Origin of the sequence: Amycolatopsis ponsaeliensis (assembly GCF_030182635.1) — a bacterium.
GTDB lineage: Bacteria > Actinomycetota > Actinomycetes > Mycobacteriales > Pseudonocardiaceae > Amycolatopsis > Amycolatopsis ponsaeliensis.
The window spans coordinates 213,542-238,562 of sequence record NZ_JAPZLD010000011.1; the positions used below are offsets into that span (position 1 = coordinate 213,542).

Consider the following 25,021-nt stretch of genomic DNA (forward strand, 5'->3'; position numbering starts at 1 on the left):
CATCAAGTCGTGTCAAAGGTGCGCGCCCCGCCGCGGATTTGGTTAGGTCGCTTCCGCAACGCAATGTTGCCGATTGATCACAGACCCAGCACGACTCAGGTACGAGGAGACGACGAGTGGCGAAGAACGCGACGAACGAGGGGCAGGGCGCCAAGCGCACCCGCCGTCTCGTGTCGCGTGCGCTGCTCGTCCTCGGGGGCGCCGTGGCCGGCACCGCCGCCGCGTGGCTCGTCTCCGGTGCGACCGCTTCCGCGGACACCGTCGAGGTGGGCACCGCCCCGGTCACCGAGGCCGCGACCGGCAGCATCGGCGACGTCGACAAGGGCGCGGCGGACGCGACCGGCGACGTCGCCGGCTCGAGCTGCCACCAGGACGTCACCGCGTGGAGCGAGCCGTGCGCCCGCGTTCTCGGGCACGAGGTCTCCGACCGCGCCAGCGACTCGGTGTCGGACCTCGCCGAGGACGCCGTCGTGAGCCCGGCGAACCGCACCCTCGGCGCCGTCGAGCACATCGTCCGCGAGCCGCAGGACACCCGCCAGGTCCTCGAGCAGACCTTCACCCCCGAGCCGGCGCACGACGTGCTGCAGCTGCTCGACCCGGCCGGTCACGGTGACCTGGTTCCGTCGCTCCCGGGGCTCGCCCCGGTCGAGCAGGAGCCGGTGACCACGGGCCTCGGCCAGGCAACGGACACGGTCGCCGTCTCGACCGTCCAGCTCCCCGCCGCGCTGCGAGCCATGCTCGCGTCGCCGCAGGGTTTCCAGCACGAAGACGGCACCGGTGCCGCGGGCGAGTCCCGCGACGGGCACCGTGACCTGCCGTCCCCGCTGGCCCCGGTGCAGCTTCCGGTTGCACCGTCCGTCCCCACCGCCCCGGGTGGCAGCACTGCCCCCGGTGGTCACCTCGACGGCCTCAACTTCGGTGTCCCGTTCTGGACGACCGAAGCCGTCGATTCCGCCGTCGCGGCCATGAGCCGCGCCGGCCTGCGCACCGCGATGCGCACCCCGGGCGAGCAGCCCGGTGTCACTCCTGACTGAACACCTCCCTTCACGGGTCGCTGACGCGCCCGAGCCCGTCTTCATCTGACGGCTCCTGCGTCCGCGGAATTCCCGTGACACGGCGGTGCGCTTTTGTGCGCCCGCAAGAAGTTCCTTCCCCCTCCGGTGCGGCTCGGACCCCGTTTCGACTTCGACGAGCGCACCCCCATAAGCCCGCAAGGGAACCCGAAATAAAGGAGAAAAACCCCATGCAGACGTGGGCAAAGCGCGGACTCCAGACCGCACTTGTCACCGGTGGGTTGCTGATGCTGGGTACCGGCATCGCTTCGGCCGACGAGAACGTCAACCCGGACGCCCCGGCGTCCCCGCTCGACCTGAACGTCACGGCTCCCATCCAGGAAGCCAACAACGCGGTCGGCACCCCCTTCGGCCAGCTGGACCTGCCCGCCGGGCAGACGGAGCTGAGCACCAAGCCGGTCACCAACGCGGCGAACGAGGCTGCCAAGCAGCTCGACGAGGCCAGCCCGATCAGCCAGAGCACCCTCGGCGGTGCCACCAAGGCCGACGGCGCGGGCGCCTTCACCCCGGGGCACAACAACCTCAAGGGCAACAAGGTCACCGGCGACGTCGTCGTCCCGATCCAGATCGTGGACAACGCGGTCGGCGTGATCGGCGACGCGAACGTCGAGGGCGGCGACCACACGCAGACCTGGGACCACAACCAGGACATCGCGACGACGGGTGAGGACTCCAGCCTCGCGGGCAACGCGGTCGCCCTCGACTGGGCGCTCCCCGTGCAGATCGCCGGGAACGGCGGCGGCGTCGCCGGCGGCACCGGCCGCGTGACCGGTGGGTCGGCCAGCCAGAGCACCACCGAGACCGGGAACGTCGACACCAACGGCGACGGCTCCTCCCTCTCCGGCAACGTGGTCGCGGGCCAGCTCGCCACCCCGGTGCAGGTGACCGGCAACGCCGCTTCGTACCTGCTCGGCAACGGGCAGAGCCACGGCTACTCCGCCGACACCGTCGCGACCTCGGGCGGCTCGCTGCTCAGCTCCGGCGACCAGAGCGCCGGATCGGGCAACGTGGTCGGCGCGCCGATCGCCCTGCCGGTCAAGTTCAACTGCAACTCGGGCGCCGTGTGGGGCGCGCTGTCGAACTCCGACGGCTGCAACACCTCCGCCGACGCCACGGCCGGGGACACGCGCGAGGGCAGCCTCGGCATCCCGACCTACCTCGAGACGAGCGGCAACGACTCGTTCCTGTCCGGCAACGGCGGGGCGGTCGCGCTGTCCCCGATCGCGAACGTCGCGGGTGTCGCGGGCTCGTGGATCGGCAACGCCACGGCGGGCATCCCCGAGACCGGCAGCTCCTCCAGCACGGTCGACTCGGGCGGCTTCGTCAAGACCGCGGGTGACGACGCGAGCGCGTCGGGCAACGTCCTGAACCCGTCGGTCGCGCTGCCGGTCGAGGCCTTCGGCATCGGTGGCACCTACATCGGCCAGGCCAACGCCGCGCACGACAACACCACCGACGCCAACGCGGGCGACGGCAGCTACACCAAGGGCAACGGCTCCGTCCTCGGCGGCAACATCGTCAACACCCAGGCCGCGGGCGCGCCCGAGGTCTTCGGTATCGGCGGCAGCCACATCGGCAACGCGTCCGGCACGGCGACCGAGGACAAGACGGTCACCGCCGGGGCGTACGACGGCACGCAGGGCAGCGACTCGTCCGGCTCGGGCAACGTCGTCCAGGTGCCGGTCGGTCTCCCGGCCGAGGTCTTCGGCGTGGGCGGCTCCTTCATCGGCCAGGGCTCCGGCTCGGCCGACGAGACCAAGGTCGTCTCCGGCGGCGGCGGTGGCAGCACCCACGACGACAACGGCTTCCTGAGCTCGAACCTGGGCACCGTGCCGGCTTCGCTGCCGGTGCAGGTCGCCAACATCGGTGGCGCGTTCGTCGGCCAGGGCCACGGCAAGGGCTCGACCGACACGACGTCCAACGCGGGCGGCGACGTCACGGCGAACGGCCCCGCGGGCGCCGGCGCCGGCAACATCATCGAGGCCCCGGTCTCGCTCCCGGTGCTGGCCGCCGGCAGCGGTGCCGCCCTCGCGGGCATCGGCACCGGTGAGAACGACAACATCACCGACTCCTCGGCGGGCGGCGACGCCCTCACCGACGGGCAGGACGGTGCGCTGGCCGGCAACATCGTGAAGGCCCCGATCGCGGGTGCCGCGCAGCTGTTCAGCGACGGTGTCGCGGGTGCGGCCCTGGGCCACGGCCTGGGCACGAGCGACACGATGTCGCAGGCGGGCGGCGACGCCACCACCAACGGTGACCGCGGCAGCGTGGCCGGCAACATCATCGGCGCCGACGCGCTGCCGGTGGCGCAGGTCTTCGGTGACGCCGTCAGCGCGGCGGGTGTCGCCAGCGGCACCGGGATCAACACGACGTCCGTGGAGAACGCGGGCGACGACACCACCTCGGGTGTCGAGGGCGCCATCTCCGGCAACATCCTCGACATCCCGGCCACGGCGATCGCGCAGCTGTTCGGCGACGCGGTGACCGTGGGCGGCGTCTCGCACGCCGTCGGCGACGACACGCTGACCACGGAGAACGGCGGCGAGCCGATCACCGAGGGTGACGGGTCGAGCCTGTCGGGGTACAACTTCTACCACGACATCGTGGCGCCGGTGCAGATCTTCGGGGTGCCCCTGGAGCTGCTCGGCGTGGCCACCGCGGACGCGACCGACATGACCAGCATCGACGGGGACGCCACGGAAGCGGCCGACTCGATCGCGAACCCGGTCGAGGGTTCGGAGCTGGGTGCCGGCGAGCTGCCTTCGCTGACCGGGCTCGCGAGCGGCCTGCCGACGGCGGGGCTGCCCACCGCGGGCCTGCCCGCGCTGCCGACGGCCGTCCCGGCGCAGCGCGCCGACGTGCCGGTGAGCCCGATGGCCGGGCTGCCCCACCTGCCCACCGCGGGTGGCCTGCCGGGCCTCAGCGCGCTGTCGGGCCTGGGCGGTTCCCTGCCCGGCGCCGAGCGTGCCGACCTGCCGACCGGTGGCCTGCCGGTGCACATCCCGACGCTGAACGGCGGCCTGCTGCCGACGCTTCCGGCGCTGGGTGGCACCGAGCGTGCCGACCTGCCGACCGGCGGCCTGCCCGTCGCGCTGCCGGCGCTGCCCGCGCTGGGTGGCGGCGTCCCGACGCTGCCGATCGCGCTCCCGGTGACCCCGGCGCTGCCGGCCGCCCCGGCCGCGCTGCCCGCCGCCCCGGCCCTGCCGGTGAACGCGAAGCTGCCGGTGCTGGACAGCGCGGCCCCGGCCGCGCAGGTCCCGGCCATGTCGGGCCTCGACTCGACCGGCTTCCTCGCGAAGCTGCTGGGTCTGGTCAAGCGCAAGTAGTTCGGTGACGCCGGGCGGGTTCAGCCAGAACCCGCCCGGCCCTCCAACCCGGCAGGCGCTCCACCGCGCCGCGAGGTCTCCTCGCACGGAGTGCCTGACGATCGAAAAAAGCTCTCCTTCCCTGGAGAGGACGAGCCCCAAGAGCCGAATCCGGCTCTTGGGGCTCGTTCGTGTTTCCGGGAGGTCAGGAGAACTGCAGCGAACGCTTCGCCAGGCCGTGCCAGAAACCGTCGATCACCGTGCGGCCGGACTTCTCCTCTGCCGTCGCGCCGAGAGAGACGAACAGCGGCGCGAAGTGCTCGATCCGCGGGTGCGCGAGCGCCGCCGCCGGCGCCTTGTGCCGGAAGTCGAGCAGCGCGTCGACGTCGCCGCCGCGCACCACCTCGTCACCCCAGTGGTCGAACTCGGCCGACCACGCGGGCGGGGTCCCGTCGGTGGCGCGGGCCATGCCGCTCAGGTTGTGGGTGAAGAAGCCGCTGCCGATGATCAGCACACCTTCGTCGCGCAACGGCGCGAGCTTGCGGCCGAGGTCGAACAGCTCCTGCGGGTCGAGCGAAGGCATCGAAACCTGCAGCACCGGGACGTCGGCGTCCGGGTACATCTCGACGAGCGGCACGTAGGCGCCGTGGTCGAGGCCGCGCTCCGGCGCGTCGTGCACCGGGGTGTCAGTCGAGCGGAGCAGTTTCCGCACCTTCTCCGCCAGCTCCGGCGCGCCGGGTGCCGCGTACTTCACCTGGTAGTAGCGCTCGGGGAAGCCCCAGAAGTCGTACACGAGCGGCACGGTCGTCGTGGCCGCGATGGTCAGCGGCGCCTCCTCCCAGTGCGCCGACACGACCAGGATCGCGCGGGGCTGGGGCAGGTCGGCCGACCAGGCGGCGAGCTGGCGGGTCCACGTGGTGTCGTCGGCGAGCGGCGGCGCTCCGTGGCTGAGGTAGAGGACCGGGGTGCGGGTCATCGACGGCTCCAGTGCTTGAAAGTTCAACTACTAGAGTACCTGACGCCGGAGCTTCCCGGGATATTCCTTCAGTGCCGTTCGAGGTTCGCCGCGCAGCGCTCCAGGGTGCGGATCGTCGTGCGGTAGTCGTCATCGCTGATTCCGGTGGTCACCGCGGTGCGGAACGCTTCGACGCGCTCCTCGACCCGGGCATGGGCTTCGCGGCCGGCTTCGGTGAGTTCGCCGGTTTCCGCGACCCAGCCGCGAGCCCGGAGGTCGGCCACCTTGGCCGTCATCGACCCGTCGGTGGCGACGAACGGCGCGAGTGCGGAGTCGACCTCCTCCGGCGTGCGGGCGCCGCGGGCGATCGTGTTGAGTACCTGCCAGTGCCGGCGGGTCAGCGACTCGGCGTCGAGGGCCCGGGCCATGGAGGATTCGAGGAGCTCGTGGACGTGGCGAAGCCACCAGCCGAGGGGTTTCATGAAGACTCCGATGATGTCGAGGAACAACTACATGTAAAAGTACATGTAGTTCGGAGGGTGGAGCAACCATGACGGACGCGGTGGCCGACGTCGAGCGCGCGATGATCGCGATCCGCCGCAGCCAGCAGCGGCGGGCGCTGAGCCGGATCGGAAAAGCCCGCGGCCAGGGCGCCCACGACCCGGTGCACGAGCTGCTCGACGTCGTCGAAGAACTCACCGAACGCGGCGAGCCCAGCACGGTGACGGCCCTGAGCTCGGCGATGGGCGTCGACCAGCCGCGTGCGAGCCGGCTCGTCGCGCGCGCTGTCGAGCAGGGACTGCTTCGCCGCGAAGCCGATCAGCGCGACGGACGGCGTGCGGTCCTCGTGCCGACCGAGGCCGGCCAGGCGCACCTCGACGAGCTGCACGTCTTCCGGCGCTCGGTGTTCGCCGAGGTCATGGCGGACTGGCCGGACGAGGACCGCGCGAACTTCGGCCGGCTCCTCACGGCCTTCGTCCGCGGGTACAGCGCCCTCGGTTAGTCGTGGGAGAGGTCCACGAAACGGCTGTAGTGCAGCTGGTGCGCGACGGTGATCGTCGCCGTCGGGCCGGCACGGTGCTTCGCGATGATCAGGTCCGCCTCGCCCGCACGGGGGTCGTCGCGCTCCCAGGCGTCGGGGCGGTTGACCAGGATGACGAGGTCGGCGTCCTGCTCCAGTGAGCCGGACTCACGCAGGTCGGACAGCATCGGGCGCTTGTCCGTCCGCTGCTCGGGACCACGGTTCAGCTGGCTGATCGCGATCACCGGGACCTCGATCTCCTTGGCCAGCAGCTTCATCTGCCGCGAGAACTCCGAGACTTCCTGCTGCCGCGACTCGACGCGCTTGCCGGACGTCATCAGCTGGAGGTAGTCGAGGACGACGAGCTTCAGGTCGTTGCGCTGCTTCAGCCGACGCGCTTTCGCCCGGATCTCCATCATCGTCATGTTCGGCGAGTCGTCGACGAACAGCGGCGCCTCGGACACCTCGCTCATCCGGCGGGCCAGGCGCGTCCAGTCGTCGTCGGACATCTTGCCGCCGCGCATGTCGGAGAGGCGGATCTTCGCCTCGGCCGAGAGCATGCGCATGACGATCTCGGTCCGGCTCATTTCCAGCGAGAAGATGACGCTGGTCAGCCCGTGCTTGATGGAGGCCGACCGGACGAAGTCCAGGCCCAGCGTCGACTTACCGACACCGGGGCGGGCCGCGACGATGATCATCTGGCCCGGGTGCAGGCCGTTGGTCAGCTCGTCGAAGTCGGTGAACCCGGTCGGGATGCCCTGGGACTGGCCGCCGCGCGAGGCGATGGCGTCGATCTCGTCCATCGTCGGCTGCAGCAGCTCTTCCAGCGCGACGTAGTCCTCGCTGGTCCGGCGCTCGGTGACGTCGTAGATCGCGGCCTGCGCGCGGTCGACCACCTCGTCGATGTTCGCGCCGTCGGCCGCGGCCGCGCCGTAGCCGTACTGCACGATCCGGGTGCCCGCCTCGACCAGCCGGCGCAGCACCGCCTTCTCCGCGACGATCTCCGCGTAGTAGCCCGCGTTCGCCGCGGTCGGCACCGTCGCGATCAGCGTGTGCAGGTAGGGCGCGCCGCCGACGCGGCCCAGCTCGCCGCGGCGTTCCAGCTCCGCCGAGATGGTGATCGGGTCGGCGGGCTCGCCGCGGCCGTAGAGGTCGAGGACGCAGTCGTAGATCGCCTGGTGCGCGGGCTTGTAGAAGTCGTCGGGGCCGAGCGCCTCGATGACGTCGGCGACCGCGTCCTTGGACAGCAGCATGCCGCCGAGCACGGACTGCTCGGCCGCGATGTCCTGCGGTGGCTGGCGGTCGAACCCGCCGCCGGGGCCGGGGTCACTCGGACCCGGGTCGTTCTCCGCATACATCGGACTGCGGTCGTCGGTCAGCGCCACCGCCCCGGACACCTCCTCATCGTGTCGAACACTAGTTCGAGTATGCCGGATCTTCGCTCTCGAAGCACGCGGCCGGCCTGTGCCTGACTCTTCCGGACGTCTCTCCCGATGATCGGCGAGAACGTCGTCCGGCTCTCGGAGGCACGCCGGGCGCCACCGTGAGTACAGGCCCGAGCGGGCACGCTAGATCCCCCGGAAGGCGGATGGCAATTCCAGATGGGGACCCTTCTGTGGACAACCTGGGGATGAATGGGGGTAACCAGTCACAGGTGCCGCCATAGCTGTGGACAAGTTGGGGACAAGCGTGATCGGGTTCGGTGAATCCGCAGGTCAAAGGCTGTGAACAAGGTGTGGAGAACTTCCCGGAAACTCGTCCGGCGTGTCGCGCGAAGTCCGTTGTTCGGCGTGTCGTGGACCAGCTGGAGACCATTGACCCGCACGACCTGTGGATGAATATCACGGAGGGTAGAGCCGTAACCCGGTGGGCTGAACGGCCGTCGGTCAGGCCGTGGCGAGCCGGCCCTGTGCGCTGCGTAACCGGTCAGCGAGAACGCGCTGGTCGGCCGGGGTGAAGGCGATCCGGTTCTCCCCACGCCCCGGAACCTCTTCGGTCAGCCACCGGCCTTCCGACGTATCGATGTAGTTCACCGGGCGTTCGATGCGGTGCCAGGCCCCGCCGCGGTTGCGGGCCGCGACGTAGAGGCTGCCGCTCCCCATTCGGCGCAGCGCCAGGATCCGCCGGAGCTCCTCGACCTCCTGCGAGCCCTCGGCCGGGCGGTCGTTGCGGAGCACTGCGTACCCGCCTTCGTCGCCGCGGGCGGTCCCCTCGATCTGGCTCTTCGGCACGGCGAGCGGGGTCCCGCGCCCGGGCGCCAGCTTCGGGATCTGGCCGAGGAAGCCGTCGAGCAGCTCGTGCGGCTGGGTCGACTCCAGCACCACGACGTCCAGCTCTTCGTGCTTGGCCAGCACGAACGCCTCCCCGCCGGTGCTGCCGGCGAGCAGCCGGTAGCTGACCGGCTTGCCCTGGTACCCGCCGTCGATCCAGCCGTAGTACTCCAGCTGCGGCCGGGCGATGGCTTCGACCGTCGCGACGAACCCGGGGTGCATGCCGCGCGGGCCGTACAGCCCGGCCTTGGCGAGCTCGGCGTTGACCCGCTCGTCCTCGCCGCGCTGGGCCTCGTCGCTGTACCAGGTGGGCTTCTCGGACAGCACGGTGTGCGGCTCGCCGCCCCGGCGCCGGATCAGGTTGATCAGGGTGCCGGTCGTGATGGTGACCTGCCTGTCCAGCACCGCTCTTCCCCCAGTGAAGATCGAGATCAGCTTTGGTGAACCCGCAAAAGCCGGGCGCGCCCATCTTGGCACGCGCCCGGCGGTCTCGCGTGCGCTACTCGCCGATGACCGGCGGGGCGGTCAGTTCGTCGGAGCCGAAGATGTCGTTCGGGTCCTCGCCGAGCAGGTACTTCGACGTGCGTTCCTCGTCGCCGCCGCCCTGGCCCTTGGCGCCGTGGCCCATGCCGCCCATCCCACCCATGCCGGTGGAACCGCCGCGCCCGGCCGCCGCGCCGCCCGCGCCCATCGCGCCGCCGCCGGCACCCATGCCGCCGCGGCCCGCGCCCGTCCCGCCGGCGCCACCCGGCAGGGCCGCGCCGGTCGAGCCACCGGGCCCGAAGCCGGCGCCGCCGCCCGGGCCGAAGCCCGCGGTGGGATCGCCGATGCCGCCCGAACCGCCGCCGGGCCCGAACCCGCCGCCTCCGCCACCGGAGAAGTTCGGCGTGCCGCCCGGACCGAAGCCCGGCATGCCCGGCACGTCCGAAGGCGAGAAGCCGGACGCGCTGGTGCCGTCGCTGAAGTTCGGCGGGGTGTAGTTGCCCCCGCCCGGCAGCTTGGACGGGTCGTAGCTGCCGCTCGGCACCTTCGACGGATCGAAGCCCGGCACCTTCGACGGGTCGAAGTTCCCACCCGGCACCTTCGACGGGTCGAAGCTGCCCCCGGGCGTGGTCGGCTGGCCGCCGAAGGACGGGACACCGCCCGGTCCGGGCATGTTCACGCCGCCGGGGCCGCCACCCGGAGCACCTCCGCGTTCGCCGCCGCCGCCATTCCCGTCGCCGTCGCCGTCACCCGGCTTCTTCTTGCCGTCGTCGACGTTGACGTTCTCCTGCTGCCCCTTGAGCGCGGAGTACGTCGGCATGTTCTGGCCGTTGTCGTTGCTCGCCTTGTAGTAGGTGTTGAAGGCGTCGACGTTGGCCTGGCCCTTGGTGTTGTAGTCGCGGATCGCCCGGTCGGTGTCGGTCGTCCACGGCGTCACCGCGTTGAGCAGGTTGTTCTTCGGCGGGTCCTTCGGGACCTCCTGGACCTGCGCGTGCACCGTGGTGAACGCGGTGTTCTGCTCGCCGAGGTACTTGTCGGAGTCGGTCAGCTTGGTGCCCGAGTCCTCCATCCACACCCGCAGCGGGTGCGCGCCCGCGTTCTGCGCCGCTTCCGAGCCGCCGCCGGTCCAGGCCGCGTCCATTTCCTTGGACAGCGTGTCGATCGTGGTGAGCCGGTCCGAGTAGGCGCCCTTGAGCCGGCTCGCCGCCGACTGCCCGTTCTGGATCGAGCCGGTGCCCGGGCCGGTGGTGATCTGGTGCCAGATGTCGTAGCAGTCGATCTTGCGGTCGCCCTGCTGCGAGGTGTGGTCGTCCGAGTGCGTGGTCGCCATGTTGTACGCGGCGAACCCGCCGAGCAGCACCAGTTCCAGCATCTCAGCCCTCCTTCAAGGTCTGGATCATCGCCTCGGCCGCCTTCTCCGCGTACGGGCACGGCTGGGTCGCGCCCGGGCCGTTGCCGATCTGCGTGAAGACCTGGACGGCCTGGGTGTCCGTCACGCCCACCAGCAGCTTGCACTGCCCCTGGGTGCGGAAGTCCTTGGTCGCGGCGTACACCGCGGGGTAGCCGGAGATGTCGGCCGGCTCCCAGTACTCGTACTGGTCCTTGCCGCCCTTGGCGTAGAGGTCGTAGATGCCCGCGAGCCCGTCGGTGTTCGGGTCGGCCGCGATGTCGATGCGGCTGCTCCGGGTCTCGTCGCCGGTGTAGATCCAGGCGCAGGACGCGCCCGCCGAGGTGGAGCGGGGCGTGCCGTCCTCGAGGCCGAGCGTCGAGCGCTGCGAGGCCGAGAGGACCGAGCACGGGTCGGACTTCAGCTTGGCCGGGTCGAGCGGGCTCGACACCTTGGGTGCGCCGTCGCCACCGCCGCCGTCGGTGCTGGTGGCGGAGTCCGGCGTACCGGACGCGGCGGCCGGGTTGGCCGTGCCACCGGTCGTGGAGCTGCAGCCGGCGAGGGCGAGCGCGGCGAGGGCGAGCCCGGGCAGCACGAGACGGCGGTTCACGCCTGCGTCCCCGCCTTCGAGATGTCGCCGGTGTGGTCCGCGTCCGCGGCCGTGATCCTCTTCTTGGCGTCGAGCAGGGCCTGGATGTAGTTCTTCACGTAGTCCTGCATCTTTTTGTTCTGCTCGAGGAACGCCTTGCCGGAGGGGTTGGCGAGCTTCTCCCAGTCGCCGCTCGCGAACTCCTTGCCGGGCGCCTTGACGTCGGCCATCAGGTTGGCGTCGGCGGCGTCGTTCTGCAGGTCCGTCTGCAGGTCCTGCCACTTCTTGATGACGCCGTCGATCTTGCCGGCGTCGAACGTGAAGCCCCCTCCGCCGGACGGCGCGGACATGTTGACCTCGTTACCCATCCGAGTGCGCTCCCTTCGCGTCCCGCTCCATTGTCCTACGACGACGCCCGTGTGTCCGGGGTTCCCCCGAAACGCGTGAAGGCGGGCCGCCCACCAGGGAGCGACCCGCCTTCGACGACGTACTGACTTGCTGAACTACGCCTGCGTGGCCTTGACGTCGAGCCGCACGTCGACCTTCACGTCCGGGTGCAGCCGGGCGCCGACCGAGTGCTTGCCCACGGTCTTGATGTGGTCGCGCAGCTCGATGACGCGCTTGTCGAGCAGCGGGCCACCGGCCGCCTTGATCGCGTCGACGATCTCGCCGGCGGTGATCGAACCGAAGAGCTTCTTCGAGCCCTCGGCCGCCTTGCCGGTGAGCTGGATGGCGCCGAGGCCCTCCAGCGTCGCCTTGATCTCCTTGGCGTGGTCGAGGTCGCGGATGCGACGGCTCTCCTGCGCGCGCTGGATGGTGCGCACGTTCTTCTCCGCGCCCTTGGAGGCCGCGATCGCATAGCCCCGCGGGAGCAGGTAGTTGCGCGCGTAGCCGTCCTTGACCTCGACGATGTCGCCGGGGCCGCCGAGGTTGGCCACGTCCGTGGTGAGGATGATCTTCGCCATGTCAGTGCCCTCCCTTAGCGCGCGGTCGAGGTGTAGGGCAGCAGCGCCATCTCGCGGGAGTTCTTGACCGCGATGGCGATGTCACGCTGGTGCTGGCTGCAGTTGCCGGTGACGCGACGGGCACGGATCTTGCCGCGGTCGGAGATGTACTTCCGCAGCAGGTTGGTGTCCTTGTAGTCGATCAGTTCCGGGCGGCCCTTTTTCTCGGCCTTGCAGAACACGCAGACCTTCTTCTTGGGCTTGCGAATGGGTGGCTTGGCCACTGTCTACTCCTGGTAATTCAAATCTGTGGATGTGTACGAGATCAGAAGGGAGGCTCGTCCGAGAAGCCGCCGCCACCGCCACCGCTGCTGGCGGCCGGGGCGGAACCCCACGGGTCGTCGGCCGGCATTCCGCCGCCACCGCCGCCACCGCGGTTTCCACCGCCACCGCCGCCGCCGAAGTCACCACCGCCGCCGCCACCGCGGCTGACCTTGTTGACCTTGGCCGTGGCATAGCGCAGCGAGGGGCCGATCTCGTCGACCTCGAGCTCGACGACGGTCCGCTTCTCGCCTTCCTTCGTCTCGAACGACCGCTGCTTCAGGCGGCCCTGCACGACGACGCGAGCGCCGCGAGTCAGGGACTCGGCGACGTTCTCCGCCGCCTGGCGCCAGATGTTGCAGCGCAGGAACAGCGCCTCGCCGTCCTTCCACTCGCCCGACTGCTTGTCGAGCGTGCGGGGCGTGGACGCGACGGTGAAGTTCGCGACCGCCGCACCGGACGGGGTGAAACGCAGTTCCGGGTCGGACGTCAGGTTGCCGATCACCGTGATGACGGTGTCTCCAGCCATCGGGAATACCCTTCGGCTCAGGCCTTGGCGGCGACGGGCTTGGGCGCTGCGGCGCGCTTGATCTCGCGACGCATGACCTTGGTGCGGAGCACGGTCTCCTGCAGCGAAAGCTGGCGGTCCAGCTCCTTCACCGCGTCCGAGGACGAGTTCAGGTCCAGCAGGGCGTAGATGCCCTCCGCGTGCTTCTTGATCTCGTACGAAAGCCGGCGCCGGCCCCAGACGTCGACCTTCTCCACGCTTCCACCCGAAGTGCGGATGACGTTGAGGAAGGTGTCCAGCGTCGGAGCGACAGTGCGCTCGTCGAGCGTGGGGTCCAGGATGACCATTACCTCGTAATGGCGTGACACAACCACTCACCTCCTATGGGCTCGCGGTCACGGACTGTCCGTGACAGGAGGGTTTGTCCAGGTAAGGCTACCTGGGGGTGTCTTCGGGGCCGGACGGCGGGGTCAGCTCGCGCGGCGCAGGACCCAGGTGCGGACGAGCCCCGCGCTGACGCCGGCGAGCACGATCACCGCGAGCAGCATCGGCAGCTGCACGTCGTTCGACGAGCCGGGCGAAGCCAGCGACTGCGCGTTGCCCGCGTCGCGGATGTCGGCGCCCTGGCCGCTCTGCGCACCCGTGTCGCCCTGGGGCGCGGAGGCGTCACCGGGGAGCGAGCCGTCGGCCGGGTAGCGGACACCCGGGGCGACGGCCGTGCCGGCGGTCGCCGTGGGGATGCCGCCGTAGTCGCGCATCGGCGCGGTGCCGGAGCCCGCCGCGTTGCCCGGGTTCAGGTTGGAGAGGTTGCCGGAGGAGCCGCCGGGGACGGTGCCGGTGCCGCCCTGCGGGGTGCCGGTGCCACCCGCGCCCGGCTGACCCGGCGTACTCGGAGCGACGTAGTTGGCGGCCAGCAGCGTGAGGTTGCAGCCCTTCGCGACCGTGCTCTCGACGCTGTTCAAGGTCTTGTTCCAGTCGAGACCGAGACCCCACGTGCCGGAGGCGGCCAGCGCGGTGCGGACCGCCTTGCCGATCGCGGCTCCGGTCGCCTCGCCGCCCGCGGCGTTCGGCACCTGGCCCACCGGGATCGCGTGGTTCTTGGCGATGGAGTCGCCGGCCCAGCTGCCGATCGCGAGGGTGCCGGCGTTGTTCGCGCCGTTCGTGACGAGGGTCTTGACCGAAGCACCGTCGATCGCCACCTGGTCGCCCATCTGGCCGGTGACCGTGCCGGTGCAGCTGCCGCTGACGACCTGCTGGCTCGCCGAGGCCGTGCCCGTGGAGAGAAGTGCGCTACCGGTGACGAAGGCGGCAAGGGCGGTCACGGTCAAGAACTTCCGCACGAGCACAGTCCTCCGCAGGGTTATGGAGACGTCGTCCTGAACACCAGGGTCAACGAAGAAGATACGTGAAAGATACTCGGCAGTCGGGTCAATTCGCAGCGGCCATTCGGCGGAGCACCCACGTCCGCACGAGGCCTGCGCTGACTCCGGAGAGTGCCAGCACCGCGATCAGCAGCGGCAGGTTCGACCCGTCCGTGAACCCGTCGGACGCGGACGGCAGCGCTTCGGCCTGACCCGCCGTCTGGATGCCGGAGTTGCCGGCCGCCGCGTTCTGGTCGGGCCCGGTGAGGCCGTACTGCGGCGCGTAACCCGGGATCTGGCTGCCGTACCGGATGGCGGGCGACGGCGTGAACAACCCGGCCGTCGCGAACGGGATACCGCTGTAGTCCCGCATCGGCGCGTAGCCCGTGCCGGTGGTGAACGGGAAGCCACCGAACACCGGGCTGCTCGAGAAGCCGGGCAGCAGCGGGCTGTTCGCCTCGGGGATCGGGGTGGTGCCGGCCGGGGTCCCGCCCTGCGGCGCGCCCCCGGTCCCACCGGACGGCGGCTGCTGCGGGTTGCCGCCGGTGCCCGGCTGCGGCGACTGCTGCTTGCCGCCGCCGTTGATCGTGTTGAGGCCGCCGGTCGCGGCCGAGTTGACGCTGTCGAGGCCCTGGTTGATCGCACTCGCCGCGGGCGCGCCGACCCCCGGGACCGGCGCCACGACGTCGTTGATCACGGTGACCGTGACCTTGCAAACCGTGTTGAGCAGACCGCCGACCACGCTCGTGAGCACGGTGGTCGCCTGGCCGACGATGCCGAGGTCGATCGCGGGAAGGCCGAGGATCGAGCCCTGGATGTGGTCGCCGGGCTTTGCGGTGACGGTGCTGCCGCACGGGACGGTCTTGGTCTCGCCCGCCGAAGCGGTGCCGGGCATGCCGAACACAGCCGAACCAGCGAGGACGAACGCCGTCGCGCCGACCGCCGTTGCCCTCCGTGTCCGATCCTGCATGCTCGCCGCCCCTTTGTCGCGTCCCTTTCCTGAAACAACGACGTTAAGGCAGCGCGGTGACGCCCGCTCGCTCAGAAATGTCCGGCATTCGAGTGGAAGCGAGCGTCACCGTAGGTGAGATCAAGCCGGCTTGCGGCGGATCCACGCCCGGACGAGGGCCGCGGCGACGATCGCCAGGGCCAGCACCGCGAGCAGCATCGGCAGCTTCGCCGGCGGCGTGACGCCGGGCAGCGCCTCGGCCGTGCCGGACTTCTGCTCGTCGACCGTCGGGACCTGCTGACCGGGGATGACCTGCGCGATCACCGGCGCCTGGATCAGGCTGCCGGGCAGCAGGGCCGAGTTGCTGTAGATGCCCGAAATCGCGTCACCCGGGAGGCTCGCGCCCCCGGGACCGGTGGTCACCGGGCCGGTGCTGTCGCCGGGCGGGGTCTGCCCCGGCGGGGTCTGCGGGGGCGGAGTCGGGTCCTGGCCGGGCGGGGGCGGCGGCAGCACCGGGGGCAGCTGGCCGGTTACGCCCTGCGTCACGCCGCCGACGGTGTTCACGACGCTCTGCGCGGTCGGGCAGACGGCCTTCGCCGCCGCGTCTCCGACCACCGGCACGTCGCCGATGCCGAGCGCCCGCACCGTGTCGCCCACCGGCAGCGTGAGCAGCGGGTTCGAGCCGTTCGTGTTCTTCGCGCTGGAGTCGAGGCCGACGGTCAGCCGGTCCGGGGAGTTCAGCGCGGCGCCGGCGTCCAGCACGAGGCCGGTTTTCGCGTCGCGGGCCTGGCCGTTCTGCAGGGTGGCCGAGCAGTCGCCGCCGAGGGTCGGGCTGGTATCGGCGCTTGCCACAGCCGGCATCGCCAAAGCGGACAGCGCGGCCGAAGCGGCGAAAGTGAATCCCAGTGCGGTGATCCGGGTGAACTGCTTCCCCATCGATGCCCTCCGGCAGTCGGACCAATCTGGATCACGGAACGCGCTCACGGTACTCCACGAGCGTCACCAACCGGTCCCACAGGGGAAAGAAGCACCCGGAGTAGCCTGCTCGGCATGCTGATTGGCGCCCATGTCCGTGACGACGACCCGTTGACCGCGGTCGCCGAGCGCAAAGCCGACGTCGTCCAGTTCTTCCTTTCGGACCCGCAGGGCTGGAAGGCCCCGAAGCCACACCCCCACGGCGAGGCCATCGCGGCCGACCCCGTCGAGGTGTTCATCCACTCTCCCTACCTCATCAACGTGGCTTCGCTGAACAACCGGATCCGGATCCCATCCCGTAAGAACGTCACGCAGCACGCGGACGGTGCGGCAGCCATCGGCGCCAAGGGCCTGATCGTGCACGGCGGGCACGTCGGCGACAACGACGACGTCGAGGCCGGCCTCGACAACTGGCGCAAGCTGTTCGAGCGCGAGCAGGAGAAGGGCGGCTTCAAGGTCCCGATCCTGATCGAGAACACCGCCGGCGGCGAGAGCGCGATCACCCGCGACCTCGAGGTCATCGCCCGGCTGTGGGACAAGGTCGGCGAGTTCGGCGCCGGGTTCTGCCTGGACACCTGCCACGCGTTCGCCGCCGGCTGGGACCTCGCGACCGCCGTCGAGAAGGTCAAGGCCATCACCGGCCGGATCGACCTGGTGCACCTCAACAACTCCCGCGACGAGTTCGGCTCGACCCGCGACCGGCACGCCAACGTCGTGCGGGGCGAAGGGACGATCGACCCCGAGGCACTGGTCGCCGTCGCCCGCGAGGCCGGCGCGCCGGTCGTCGTGGAGACCCCGGCCGACGGCCAGGCGGCCGACATCGCCTACCTGCGCGAACAGCTGGGCTGAGTCATGAGGGGCACCCTCATGGCTCTTATGTCCATGAGGGTGCCCCTCATGGACATTCAGGCGGCCACGGCCTTCCGGCGGCGCCGGACGGCGTTCGGGACGATCGCGTCCCGGGCGCCGTCGAGGAAGCCGCCGGCCGGGTCGTCGTCGCCGGCGATCCGGACCAGGTCGGTGCCCGGGCGGTAGATCTCGCGCACCACCAGCACGCACAGCGCGGCGACGGCGAGGTCGCGGACCACGACCGTGCCGAGGAACCAGCCTTCCGGCAGGCCCTTGTGGTCGACGCCGAGGTAGTAGAACATCCGCGGCACCCAGACCAGCGCGTCGATGAGCATCCAGCCGAGCAGCAGCCGCCAGCGCGGGATCGCCAGCACCGCCAGCGGCACCAGCCACAGCGAGTACTGCGGGCTCCACACCTTGTTCGTCAGCAGGAACGCGGCCACGACGAGGAACGCGAGCTGGCCGACGCGGGGTCGTCGCGGCGCGGCGAGCGCGACGTAGGCGATGCCCGCGCAGCAGGCCAGGAACAGCACGGCCACCGTGAGGTTGAGATACGTCGGCGTCTGGTTCTTCTGCAGCACGCCGTCGAGGCCGGTCCAGCCCGTGGCGTAGGAGATGACGTTGTACAGCGAGTCCGGGTCCATCGGCCGCAGCGTGTTCATCCGGAAGAACTCCCACCAGCCGCGGGTCGCGGTGAGGATGAACGGCGCGTTCACCGCCAGCCACGTCAGGACGGTGGCGGCCGCGGTCTTCCAGAACGGCGTCAGCTTCCCCGCGCGCAGGCACAGCACGAACAGCACGCCGAGCAGGAACAACGGGTAGAGCTTCGCCGTCGCGCCCAGGCCGAGCAGGAGCCCGGCGAGCAGCGGGCGTTTCCGGGACCAGGCGAGCAGGCCGGTCGCGGTGAACGCGGTCGCGATCGCGTCGAAGTTGGTGAACGCGTGCACCAGCACCAGCGGCGAGGCCGCCACCAGCACCATGTCCCACGGCCGGCGTTTCATCGTCCGCCCGGTCGCCCAGACGGTGACCAGCCAGGCCATCGCCAGGAAGAGCGCGGTGAGGTCGAAGTAGACCGCGACCGGCAGCCCGCCGGGCAGCCAGCCGGTCTCGGCGACGTTCTCCCAGCCCGCCGCGAGCTTCGCGTTCGCCCACTGGAAGAGGCCGGTGAACACCGGGTACTCCATGTACCGGGTGTCGTTCTCCGCGGTCTGCGAGCTTTCCTTCCACGACGTGTAGTACGGGAAGGTGCCCGGCCGGTCGAGCCGCTCGGAGCTGTAGAGCGGCACGATGTCGGAGTAGCACATCGCGACGAACGGGCGGCCCGCGCGCCAGTCGAGCTGGGTGGCGCCGCTGGAGTCCTGGTACTGCTGGATGCACGAGCCCTTGCCGAACCAGCAGAGCATCAGCGCGAGCGTGGCGAGCAGCAGGCCGACGCGCTGCGGCGACCAGAACCAGTGCCTGCCGACCGCGGCGTGCTCGCCGAGCGGGCCGCCGATGGGTCTGGTGACCGCCTCCGCGAGAGGCTCGTCCCAGCTCGGGACGACCCGGTCGGCTCGGCTCAGCGTCACGGGGCCGGGGTCCGGCTCGCGCGTGGTCTCCTCTGGCACGAGTGCGGATGTTAGCGGTGTTCGCCCGCCACCGAGGTGAAGGCGGTGATCATGCCGGATTCGCGTAGTACGAGGCCAGGACCTCGGCGGCGGCTCCGCGCGTGACGAGCTCCTCGCCGCCGGCGTCCTCGACGACCTCGATGCGCTGCCAGTGCGGCAGGGGCAGCAGCTCCTCGAGCCGCTCCGAAACGGCGTCACGGTACGTGCCCGGTTCGTCCCGCACAGCGCGTCCGGCCAGCACGATCCGCTCCAGGTCGAGCACCTGCACGAGGTCCGCGAGACCGATCCCGAGGAAGCCCGCGGCGGTCCGCGTGTCGGGTGCCTGCTTGGCCATGATCTCGACGCAGCCGCGCCGCCCGCACGCGCAGACGGGGCCGTCGTAGGCGATCGTGGTGTGCCCGAACTCACCCGCGTTGGTCCGCGGACCGCGGTAGAGCCGTCCGTCGATGAGCAGGCCGACGCCGATCCCGGTGCCGACGAGCACCACCGCGGTCGCCGTCGGCTCGCCGTGCGGCCAGAGCCGGGCGAACGCGGCGGAATTGGTGTTCTTGTCGAGCGTTACCGGCAGGCCGGTGCGCTTCTCGAGCAGGTCGCGCAGGGGGACCTCGTGCCAGCCGGGCATGTTCGTCGCGTCGCGGACCAGGCCGGCGAGGTGGTCCAGCGGGCCGACCGCGCCGAGCCCGAGCCCCAGCACCTCGAAGCCGTCGGCGAGCTCGAGCGCGGTGGTGCCGATGGCCTCCACGGCCTGTTCGGGGGTGAAACCGGCCGGGAGCGGGCCACCGGCCATCTCCTCGACCTCGCCGATGAGGTTGGTGCGCAGCACGCGGTACTCGTCGCGGTCGAGGCGGGCGCCGAGCGCGTGGCGGGCGCCGGCGCGGACGGTCAGCTGCGTGCGGGGCTTGCCGACCCCCGTCGACGGCTGGCGCTGTTCGTCCAGCAGGCCGGCGTCGAGGAGTTCGGGCACGATCTTGGAGACGGCCTGCTGGGTGAGCCCGGTGCGTTCGGCGAGCTCGACGCGGCTGAGGCCGCCGGCGCGCAGGATGTGCGTGAGCAGGAGGGCGCGGTTGTGCTCACGCACGTTGCGCAGGTTCCTCCCGGTGTCCGCCATGGACAGGATCTTCCCACGCCTGGTCAATAACGCAACAGTGTTGTTTAATGGGCCGCATGAGTGACTTGCGCGTGGGCATCCTCGGGTACGGCATCGGCGGTCGCGTGTTCCACGCGCCGCTGGTGGCCGCGACGCCCGGGCTGACGCCGGCGGTGATCACGACGTCGGGCAACGCCGTCCAGGCGCGCACCGACCACCCCGGCGCGGAGATCGTGCCGGACGCCGACGCGCTGTTCGAACGGGCCGGCGACCTCGACCTCGTCGTGGTCAGCACGCCCAACCGCACGCACGTGCCGCTCGCGCTGCGGGCGATCGAAGCCGGCCTCCCGGTGGTCGTCGACAAGCCGTTCGCGCCGACCGCGCTGGAGGCCGAACAGGTCGTCGCCGCAGCGAAGGCGGCGGGCGTCGGCCTGACGGTCTTCCAGAACCGGCGGCTCGACTCCGACTTCCTCACCGTCCGGAAGGTCCTGGAGTCCGGGAAGCTCGGCGAGGTGTTCCGCTTCGAGTCCCGCTACGACCGCTGGGTGCCCAAGCCCAAGGACAACTGGCGCGAGTTCGGCGACCCGGCCGAAGCCGGCGGCCTGCTCTACGACCTCGGCGCGCACATCGTCGACCAGGCGCTGCAGCTGTTCGGCCCGGTCGCGCAGGTCTACGCGGAGACCGATCGCCGCCGCGCCGGCGTCCAGGTCGACGACGACGTCTTCGTCGCGTTGAAGCACGCCAACGGCGTCCGGTCGCACCTGTGGGCGTCGGCGCTCGCGGGCACCCTGAACCCCCGGTTCCGCGTCCTCGGCGACCAGGCGACGTTCACCAAGTACGGCCTCGACGTGCAGGAACCGCAGATCAAGGCGGGCCTGCGCCCGGGCGAGGACAGCTGGGGCGTCGAGCCCGCGTCGGACGCGGGCAAGATCGGCGTCGGCCACGACCTCAAGACGGTGCCCACCGAGACCGGCCGCTACGAGCAGTTCTACGCGCAGGTGCGCGACGCGCTGCGCGGCGAAGGCGACTTCCCGGTCGCCCCCGAATCGTCGGTCGAAGCCCTGCGCGTGATCGAGGCCGCGCACCGCTCAGGAGTGGAAGGAACCGTCATCAAGCTTTGAGGACGGCTTCGACGACGTCGGCGGCGGCCTCCGCGCCCCCGGCCTCCTCGATCTCCCGCCGCATCCTCGCCAGACTGGCCGTGACGCCGGTGTCCCCCAGCGCCGACGTCACGGCCTCCTCAATTCCCTCGGGTGTCACGTCCTCGGGCGCGAGCCGGCGGCCCAGGCCGAGCTCGGCGATCCGGTCGGCGTTCGCGCGCTGCTCCCCCATCTGCGGGACGGCGACCAGCGGGACGCCGAAGCTGAGTGCCTCCATCGTCGATCCCATCCCGGCGTGGGTGACGAACACCTTGGCGTGCCTCAGAACGTCGAGCTGGGGCACCTGCTCGTGCAGTTCGACGTTGTCCGGCACCGGACCCAGCGAGGCCGGATCGACCTGCTTCCCGTGCGCGAGCACGACGTGCAGATCGGTGCCGGCGAAGGCCTCGACGCAGGTCCGGTAGAAGCCGGCGCGGTCGTTGTAGGCGGTGCCGAAGGAGATGTAGACGACGTCGCGGCCGTCCGCGGGAGGCGTCCACCCGCCCTGGAAGGCGCGCTCGCCGAGGGCGGGGCCGACGAAGTGGTAGCGCTCGTCGAAGGTGTCGCCCGCGAACTGGAACGCGCGGGGCAGGAAGACGAGCTGGGCCGCGGAACCACCGCCGTCGGTGAGGCTGGTGCCCGGAACGCCGTACCTGGCCGCGAGCCGCAGGGTGCGGGCCATCGCCAGCAGCAGGGTGGGGCTCAGCGTGTTCACCGGCAGGTACTGCGCGAGCTTCCAGTGGTCGTTGCTGACCAGGTGCGGCCAGGTGACGACGGCGGGCACCTGCCACTTCGCGGCGAGCAGCCGGCCCCACCAGCCCATCGGCCCGTCGTGCACGACGAGGTCCGGCGGGCCGGGGAACGTCCCCTCGACCTGCGCGAGGACGGCCTTGGTCTCGCGCAGGTTCATGGCCATGGCCTTGCCGAGGTCCGTGCGGTCGAACTTCGGCGGCTCCTTGACGTTCCCCCAGGTCGACTCGTAGGGGACGAGCTCGGCCCCGGTCTCCCGGATCCGGTCGCCCACGAACTCGGGCGCGGCGTAGGTGACCCGGTGCCCGCGCTTCGTCAGCTCGGCGGCGACGGCGAGGGTCGGGTTCAGGTGCCCGGCTCCGGCGGGCATGCAGAAGGCCAGCTGGCTCACGGATTCCCCCTGGTGGCGTGCGTGAACAACGTGACGAGCTCACGGCGGTAGGCGGCCAGGTCCAGCTCCGGCCGCGCGACGAACTCGTCGAGCGCCCCGTCGAGCGCGGCGCGGATGGTCACGGCCATGACGGTGACGTCGAAGTCCCGGAACTCGCCGGACTCCTGGCCCGCCCTGAGGAACTCCGCGACGGCGGAGTCGTGCGGGGCGGGTTCTTCGGGCTCGGGCAGGTTCGGGCAGATCCGCCGCATCGCGAGCAGCTGCGACCGGTGCCGCGCGAGGTACTCGAGGTTGCTTTCGAGGAAGCTCTCGAGCTTTTCGGCCGCGCTCCCGGCGGCCGCCATCCGCGGCCCGATGAAGCCCGCCATGCCGGCGTAGATGTCGAGCAGCACCTGCTCGATCAGCTCGTCCTTGTCCCGGAAGTGGTAGGAGATGACGCCTTTGCTGGTCCCGGCCTTGGCGGCGATCCGGGCGAGCGAAGCCTGCGCGAACCCGTGCTCGGCGATCACCTCGATGGCGCAGTCGACGAACTGCCGCCGTCTGGCCTGCTCGGTAAAGGTTCGGTCGCCCGTGCTGCTTTCTGGCCGCATGGTCAGAAGATAGCACGAGCGACCTGTCAGCCGCCCGGATCGGGATCCGGGGTGCCTGCCTGGCCGGAGTCCCCGCCGTTCTGGCCGCCGTTCCCGTTTCCGTTGCCGTTCCGGTTCCGCTGCCGGTCCTGCAGCTCCTGGAGCCGTTGCTGGAGCTGACGGAACTGGTCCAGCTGCTGGTCTTGCCGGTTCCCGGGCTGCTGCTGCCCGCGCGGGTCCTGCTGGTTGCGCGGGTCCGGTCGTTGTGGCTGCTGGACCTGGACCTGCACCCGGTCCTGCGGCGAGCTGATCGCGGCCACGCGGTCGAAGCGCTCGCCCGGCCGTCCCGACAGGTACAGCTGCATGAACCGGTCCCAGATCGGGCCCGCGAGCGTCGAGCCGAACAGCGGTGCGCCGTTCGGGCCGCGCAGCGCCTTGTCTCCGTCGCTGCCCACCCAGACCGCCGCCGACACCGAGGGCGTGTAGCCCACCATCCACGTCTGCGAGTTCGCGTTCGCGGCCGACGCCGGCTCGTCGTTCTGCGGGGTGTGCTGCTGCGTGCCGGTCTTGCCGGCGCACTCGTGGCCGGCCGGGCAGCTCAGCTTCGAGAACTGGATGACCGGTGCCAAGGCGGCCGTCACGTTGCCCGCGATCTGGGCGCTCTTCTGCGGGTCGTTGTCCGCGAACGCGTCCGCCGAGCGGTCCTTGGCTTCGTACGCGGTTTCGCCGTTCGCGTTGGTCACCTTCTGCACGAAGTGGCGGTCGCGCTGGACGCCGTTCGCCGCGAACGTCGCGTACCCCGATGCCATGTCCGCCGCCGTCACCTGGGTTCCGCCGCCGCCGATGGAGATGTTGTTGTCGCCGGTGAACAGCTTGCTGCGGCCGCCGTTGTCCGACGTCCGGATCCCCGCTTCCTGCGCGGCTTCCGCGACCCCGGACGGTTTCGTGATGTTCAGGACCATGTCGTAGAACACCGTGTTCGTGGAACGCTGCATTGCCTCCGCGACCGTGCACTGCTGCGAGCAGCTGCTGCTGTCGCCGGCGTTGCGGATCGGCAGGTCGACGCCGGGGAACGTCCGCGGTGACGTGCCGTCGAACCGCGCGTCGAGGCCGCGGCCGAGCTTGAGGAACGCCGCCAGGTCGAACGGCTTCATCGACGAACCCGGGTTGTGCGGCTCGTCGGCCCAGTCGCGGCCGGCCTGGTCTTCGCCGTTGGGGCCCTTCACGATCGCGTCGCCGCCGTAGTAGGCGAGCACGCCGCCGGACTCCGGCTCGACCGCGACGAGTGCGTTGAGGATCCGGTCGTCGGTCTGCCCGTCCATCCCCTCGGCCACGGCCTTCTCGGCCGACTGCTGGGCCACCGGGTCGATGGTCGTGAACACCTGGAAGCCGCCGGAGTAGTACTGCTTCTCGTCGATGCCCTGCGCGGCCAGCTCGGCCTTGACCTTGGCCTTGATGAACGGGTTCAGCGCACCCGCATCCCGGCTCTCCCGCAGCGGGATCGGCGTCGGGAACTTCGCCGCCGCGCGCTGGGCCGGCGTCAGGTAGCCGTTCTTCAGCATCCGGTCCAGCGCGGTGTTCCACCGGCCCGTCGCGACGGCGGTGTTCTCCGAGCGGCCCGGCTGCTGGATCAGCCCGGCCAGCAGCGCGGACTGCGAGTAGTCGAGCTGCCCGACGTCCTTGCCGAAGTAGGCCTGCGCGGCGGCCTGGATCCCGTAGGCGCCGCGGCCGAAGTAGATGATGTTGAGGTAGGCGGTGATGATGTCCGCCTTCTCGTAGGTCTGGTTCATCTTGAACGACTTCGCGAGCTCGACCCACTTGCGCGCCAGCGTCGGGTCGTCGTCGCCGGAAGCGTTCTTGATGTACTGCTGCGAAATCGTCGACCCGCCGCCCGAACCGCCGGTGACCTGGTTGTACCCGGCGCGGAGGATGCCGCCGATGTCGAAGCCCGAGTTGGTCTCGAAGGACGCGTCCTCGGTGGCGATCACGGCTTTCTTGACGACGTCCGGGATCTGGTTCGGCGCCAGGATCTGCCGGTTGCCGCCGGTGGGCACGTCCTTGCCCATCTCGGTGCCGTCGCGGTAGAGGTACGTCACGGCCTGGCCCTGTGCCTGCGCGACCGTCTCCGGCGAGGGGACGTCGACGGCGAAGTAGGTGACCAGGAACGCGATCGCGGGGACGGCGAAGAACAGCCCGGCGACGACGTACCCGATCCGCCGGATGCGCCGCCACCGCCGTTTCCGCAGGTCCCCGTCGGTGAGCGGCCGGGGCCGCCGCGGCGGCTGCCCGGGGCGCGGCCGCAGGATCGGCACGGTCGGCGGATCGACGTCCGGTTCGGTGCCGTTGTGCGCGTGGTGGGTGATCAGGTCCGGCTCGGTACCCAGCAGCCCGGCGCGGGGCACCGGCCGCCGGGTGCGACGACGACGAGGGTCGGGCCGCCGGCCGGGTGACGTGCGGTCGTTGTTCACGGGCCGTCCTCCACGGTGGG

Annotated in this window: 24 protein-coding genes; 5 read left to right on the plus strand and 19 right to left on the minus strand. The window is 70.9% G+C overall.

What is annotated here, in order from left to right:
* Positions 1–116 precede the first annotated feature (116 nt).
* Positions 117–1,034: a hypothetical protein gene (locus QQ657_RS18890; protein ID WP_284743480.1), complete on the plus strand. Its 918-nt coding sequence runs from the start codon at positions 117–119 to the stop codon at positions 1,032–1,034.
* Between the two features lie 209 nt (positions 1,035–1,243).
* Entirely contained in the window at positions 1,244–4,399 is a 3,156-nt protein-coding gene (locus QQ657_RS18895; RefSeq protein ID WP_284743481.1) for a beta strand repeat-containing protein, read from the plus strand.
* A gap of 184 nt (positions 4,400–4,583) precedes the next feature.
* Here the strand turns inward: QQ657_RS18895 and QQ657_RS18900 are convergent, their stop codons facing one another.
* Together QQ657_RS18900 and QQ657_RS18905 are read right to left on the minus strand one after the other, a co-directional pair.
* Positions 4,584–5,354, minus strand: a complete 771-nt coding sequence (locus QQ657_RS18900; protein WP_284743482.1) for a dioxygenase family protein — start codon at positions 5,352–5,354, stop codon at positions 4,584–4,586.
* A gap of 68 nt (positions 5,355–5,422) precedes the next feature.
* Positions 5,423–5,815 (minus strand): MarR family winged helix-turn-helix transcriptional regulator, encoded by a 393-nt coding sequence (locus QQ657_RS18905; RefSeq protein WP_284743483.1) that lies wholly within the window; start codon positions 5,813–5,815, stop codon positions 5,423–5,425.
* Between the two features lie 68 nt (positions 5,816–5,883).
* On the opposite strand from QQ657_RS18905, the gene QQ657_RS18910 reads away from it, so the two are divergent.
* Positions 5,884–6,336 carry a MarR family winged helix-turn-helix transcriptional regulator gene (locus tag QQ657_RS18910; protein ID WP_284743484.1) on the plus strand — a complete coding sequence of 151 codons (453 nt, stop codon included), beginning with the start codon at positions 5,884–5,886 and terminating at the stop codon, positions 6,334–6,336.
* Here QQ657_RS18910 and dnaB read toward each other — a convergent pair.
* The 12 genes from dnaB to QQ657_RS18970 all read right to left on the minus strand — a co-directional run bounded on the left by dnaB (position 6,333) and on the right by QQ657_RS18970 (position 16,102).
* Positions 6,333–7,739 (minus strand): replicative DNA helicase, encoded by a 1,407-nt coding sequence (gene dnaB, locus QQ657_RS18915; protein WP_284743528.1) that lies wholly within the window; start codon positions 7,737–7,739, stop codon positions 6,333–6,335. The two genes, QQ657_RS18910 and dnaB, sit on opposite strands and share 4 nt — an antisense overlap.
* Positions 7,740–8,240: 501 nt before the next feature.
* Complete coding sequence (locus QQ657_RS18920) at positions 8,241–9,029, minus strand: ESX secretion-associated protein EspG (RefSeq protein WP_284743485.1); 789 nt, start codon at positions 9,027–9,029, stop codon at positions 8,241–8,243.
* A gap of 94 nt (positions 9,030–9,123) precedes the next feature.
* Positions 9,124–10,479, minus strand: coding sequence for a hypothetical protein (locus tag QQ657_RS18925; RefSeq protein WP_284743486.1), 1,356 nt, complete (start codon positions 10,477–10,479; stop codon positions 9,124–9,126).
* Between the two features lies 1 nt (position 10,480).
* On the minus strand, positions 10,481–11,104 hold the full coding sequence (locus QQ657_RS18930; protein ID WP_284743487.1) for a DUF3558 domain-containing protein: 624 nt from the start codon (positions 11,102–11,104) through the stop codon (positions 10,481–10,483).
* A complete protein-coding gene (locus tag QQ657_RS18935) occupies positions 11,101–11,451 on the minus strand; it encodes a hypothetical protein (protein ID WP_284743488.1) in 351 nt (116 codons plus the stop codon). Before QQ657_RS18935 ends, QQ657_RS18930 begins: the two co-directional genes overlap by 4 nt.
* 135 nt (positions 11,452–11,586) lie before the next feature.
* Positions 11,587–12,048, minus strand: a complete 462-nt coding sequence (gene rplI, locus QQ657_RS18940) for a 50S ribosomal protein L9 (protein WP_284743489.1) — start codon at positions 12,046–12,048, stop codon at positions 11,587–11,589.
* A 14-nt stretch (positions 12,049–12,062) separates the two neighbouring features.
* Positions 12,063–12,311: a 30S ribosomal protein S18 gene (gene rpsR / locus QQ657_RS18945; RefSeq protein WP_003098744.1), complete on the minus strand. Its 249-nt coding sequence runs from the start codon at positions 12,309–12,311 to the stop codon at positions 12,063–12,065.
* 41 nt (positions 12,312–12,352) lie between these two features.
* The gene (locus QQ657_RS18950; protein WP_284743490.1) at positions 12,353–12,877 is read right to left on the minus strand and encodes a single-stranded DNA-binding protein; all 525 of its coding nucleotides are present in this window, start codon (positions 12,875–12,877) and stop codon (positions 12,353–12,355) included.
* 17 nt (positions 12,878–12,894) lie between these two features.
* Positions 12,895–13,224 carry a 30S ribosomal protein S6 gene (rpsF, locus tag QQ657_RS18955; protein ID WP_284743491.1) on the minus strand — a complete coding sequence of 110 codons (330 nt, stop codon included), beginning with the start codon at positions 13,222–13,224 and terminating at the stop codon, positions 12,895–12,897.
* Between the two features lie 102 nt (positions 13,225–13,326).
* On the minus strand, positions 13,327–14,202 hold the full coding sequence (locus QQ657_RS18960; protein WP_284743492.1) for a hypothetical protein: 876 nt from the start codon (positions 14,200–14,202) through the stop codon (positions 13,327–13,329).
* 82 nt (positions 14,203–14,284) lie between these two features.
* On the minus strand, positions 14,285–15,187 hold the full coding sequence (locus tag QQ657_RS18965; RefSeq protein ID WP_284743493.1) for a hypothetical protein: 903 nt from the start codon (positions 15,185–15,187) through the stop codon (positions 14,285–14,287).
* Between the two features lie 120 nt (positions 15,188–15,307).
* Positions 15,308–16,102, minus strand: a complete 795-nt coding sequence (locus QQ657_RS18970; protein ID WP_284743494.1) for a hypothetical protein — start codon at positions 16,100–16,102, stop codon at positions 15,308–15,310.
* 114 nt (positions 16,103–16,216) lie between these two features.
* On the opposite strand from QQ657_RS18970, the gene QQ657_RS18975 reads away from it, so the two are divergent.
* Positions 16,217–16,990 (plus strand): deoxyribonuclease IV, encoded by a 774-nt coding sequence (locus QQ657_RS18975; protein ID WP_284743495.1) that lies wholly within the window; start codon positions 16,217–16,219, stop codon positions 16,988–16,990.
* Positions 16,991–17,046: 56 nt separating this feature from the next.
* Here QQ657_RS18975 and QQ657_RS18980 read toward each other — a convergent pair whose 3' ends face one another.
* Positions 17,047–18,597, minus strand: coding sequence for a glycosyltransferase family 87 protein (locus QQ657_RS18980; RefSeq protein ID WP_284743496.1), 1,551 nt, complete (start codon positions 18,595–18,597; stop codon positions 17,047–17,049).
* Positions 18,598–18,646: 49 nt separating this feature from the next.
* A complete protein-coding gene (locus QQ657_RS18985) occupies positions 18,647–19,705 on the minus strand; it encodes an ROK family transcriptional regulator (protein WP_284743497.1) in 1,059 nt (352 codons plus the stop codon).
* Between the two features lie 56 nt (positions 19,706–19,761).
* On the opposite strand from QQ657_RS18985, the gene QQ657_RS18990 reads away from it, so the two are divergent.
* Positions 19,762–20,805, plus strand: a complete 1,044-nt coding sequence (locus QQ657_RS18990; protein ID WP_284743498.1) for a Gfo/Idh/MocA family oxidoreductase — start codon at positions 19,762–19,764, stop codon at positions 20,803–20,805.
* On the opposite strand, the gene QQ657_RS18995 is transcribed toward QQ657_RS18990, so the two are convergent.
* The 3 genes from QQ657_RS18995 to QQ657_RS19005 are packed head-to-tail and all read right to left on the minus strand — an operon-like array spanning position 20,795 to position 25,001.
* Positions 20,795–21,964 (minus strand): macrolide family glycosyltransferase, encoded by a 1,170-nt coding sequence (locus QQ657_RS18995; RefSeq protein ID WP_284743499.1) that lies wholly within the window; start codon positions 21,962–21,964, stop codon positions 20,795–20,797. The two genes, QQ657_RS18990 and QQ657_RS18995, sit on opposite strands and share 11 nt — an antisense overlap.
* Positions 21,961–22,554, minus strand: coding sequence for a TetR/AcrR family transcriptional regulator (locus QQ657_RS19000; protein ID WP_284743500.1), 594 nt, complete (start codon positions 22,552–22,554; stop codon positions 21,961–21,963). Before QQ657_RS19000 ends, QQ657_RS18995 begins: the two co-directional genes overlap by 4 nt.
* A gap of 26 nt (positions 22,555–22,580) precedes the next feature.
* Positions 22,581–25,001, minus strand: coding sequence for a transglycosylase domain-containing protein (locus QQ657_RS19005; RefSeq protein ID WP_284743501.1), 2,421 nt, complete (start codon positions 24,999–25,001; stop codon positions 22,581–22,583).
* Positions 25,002–25,021 lie beyond the last annotated feature (20 nt).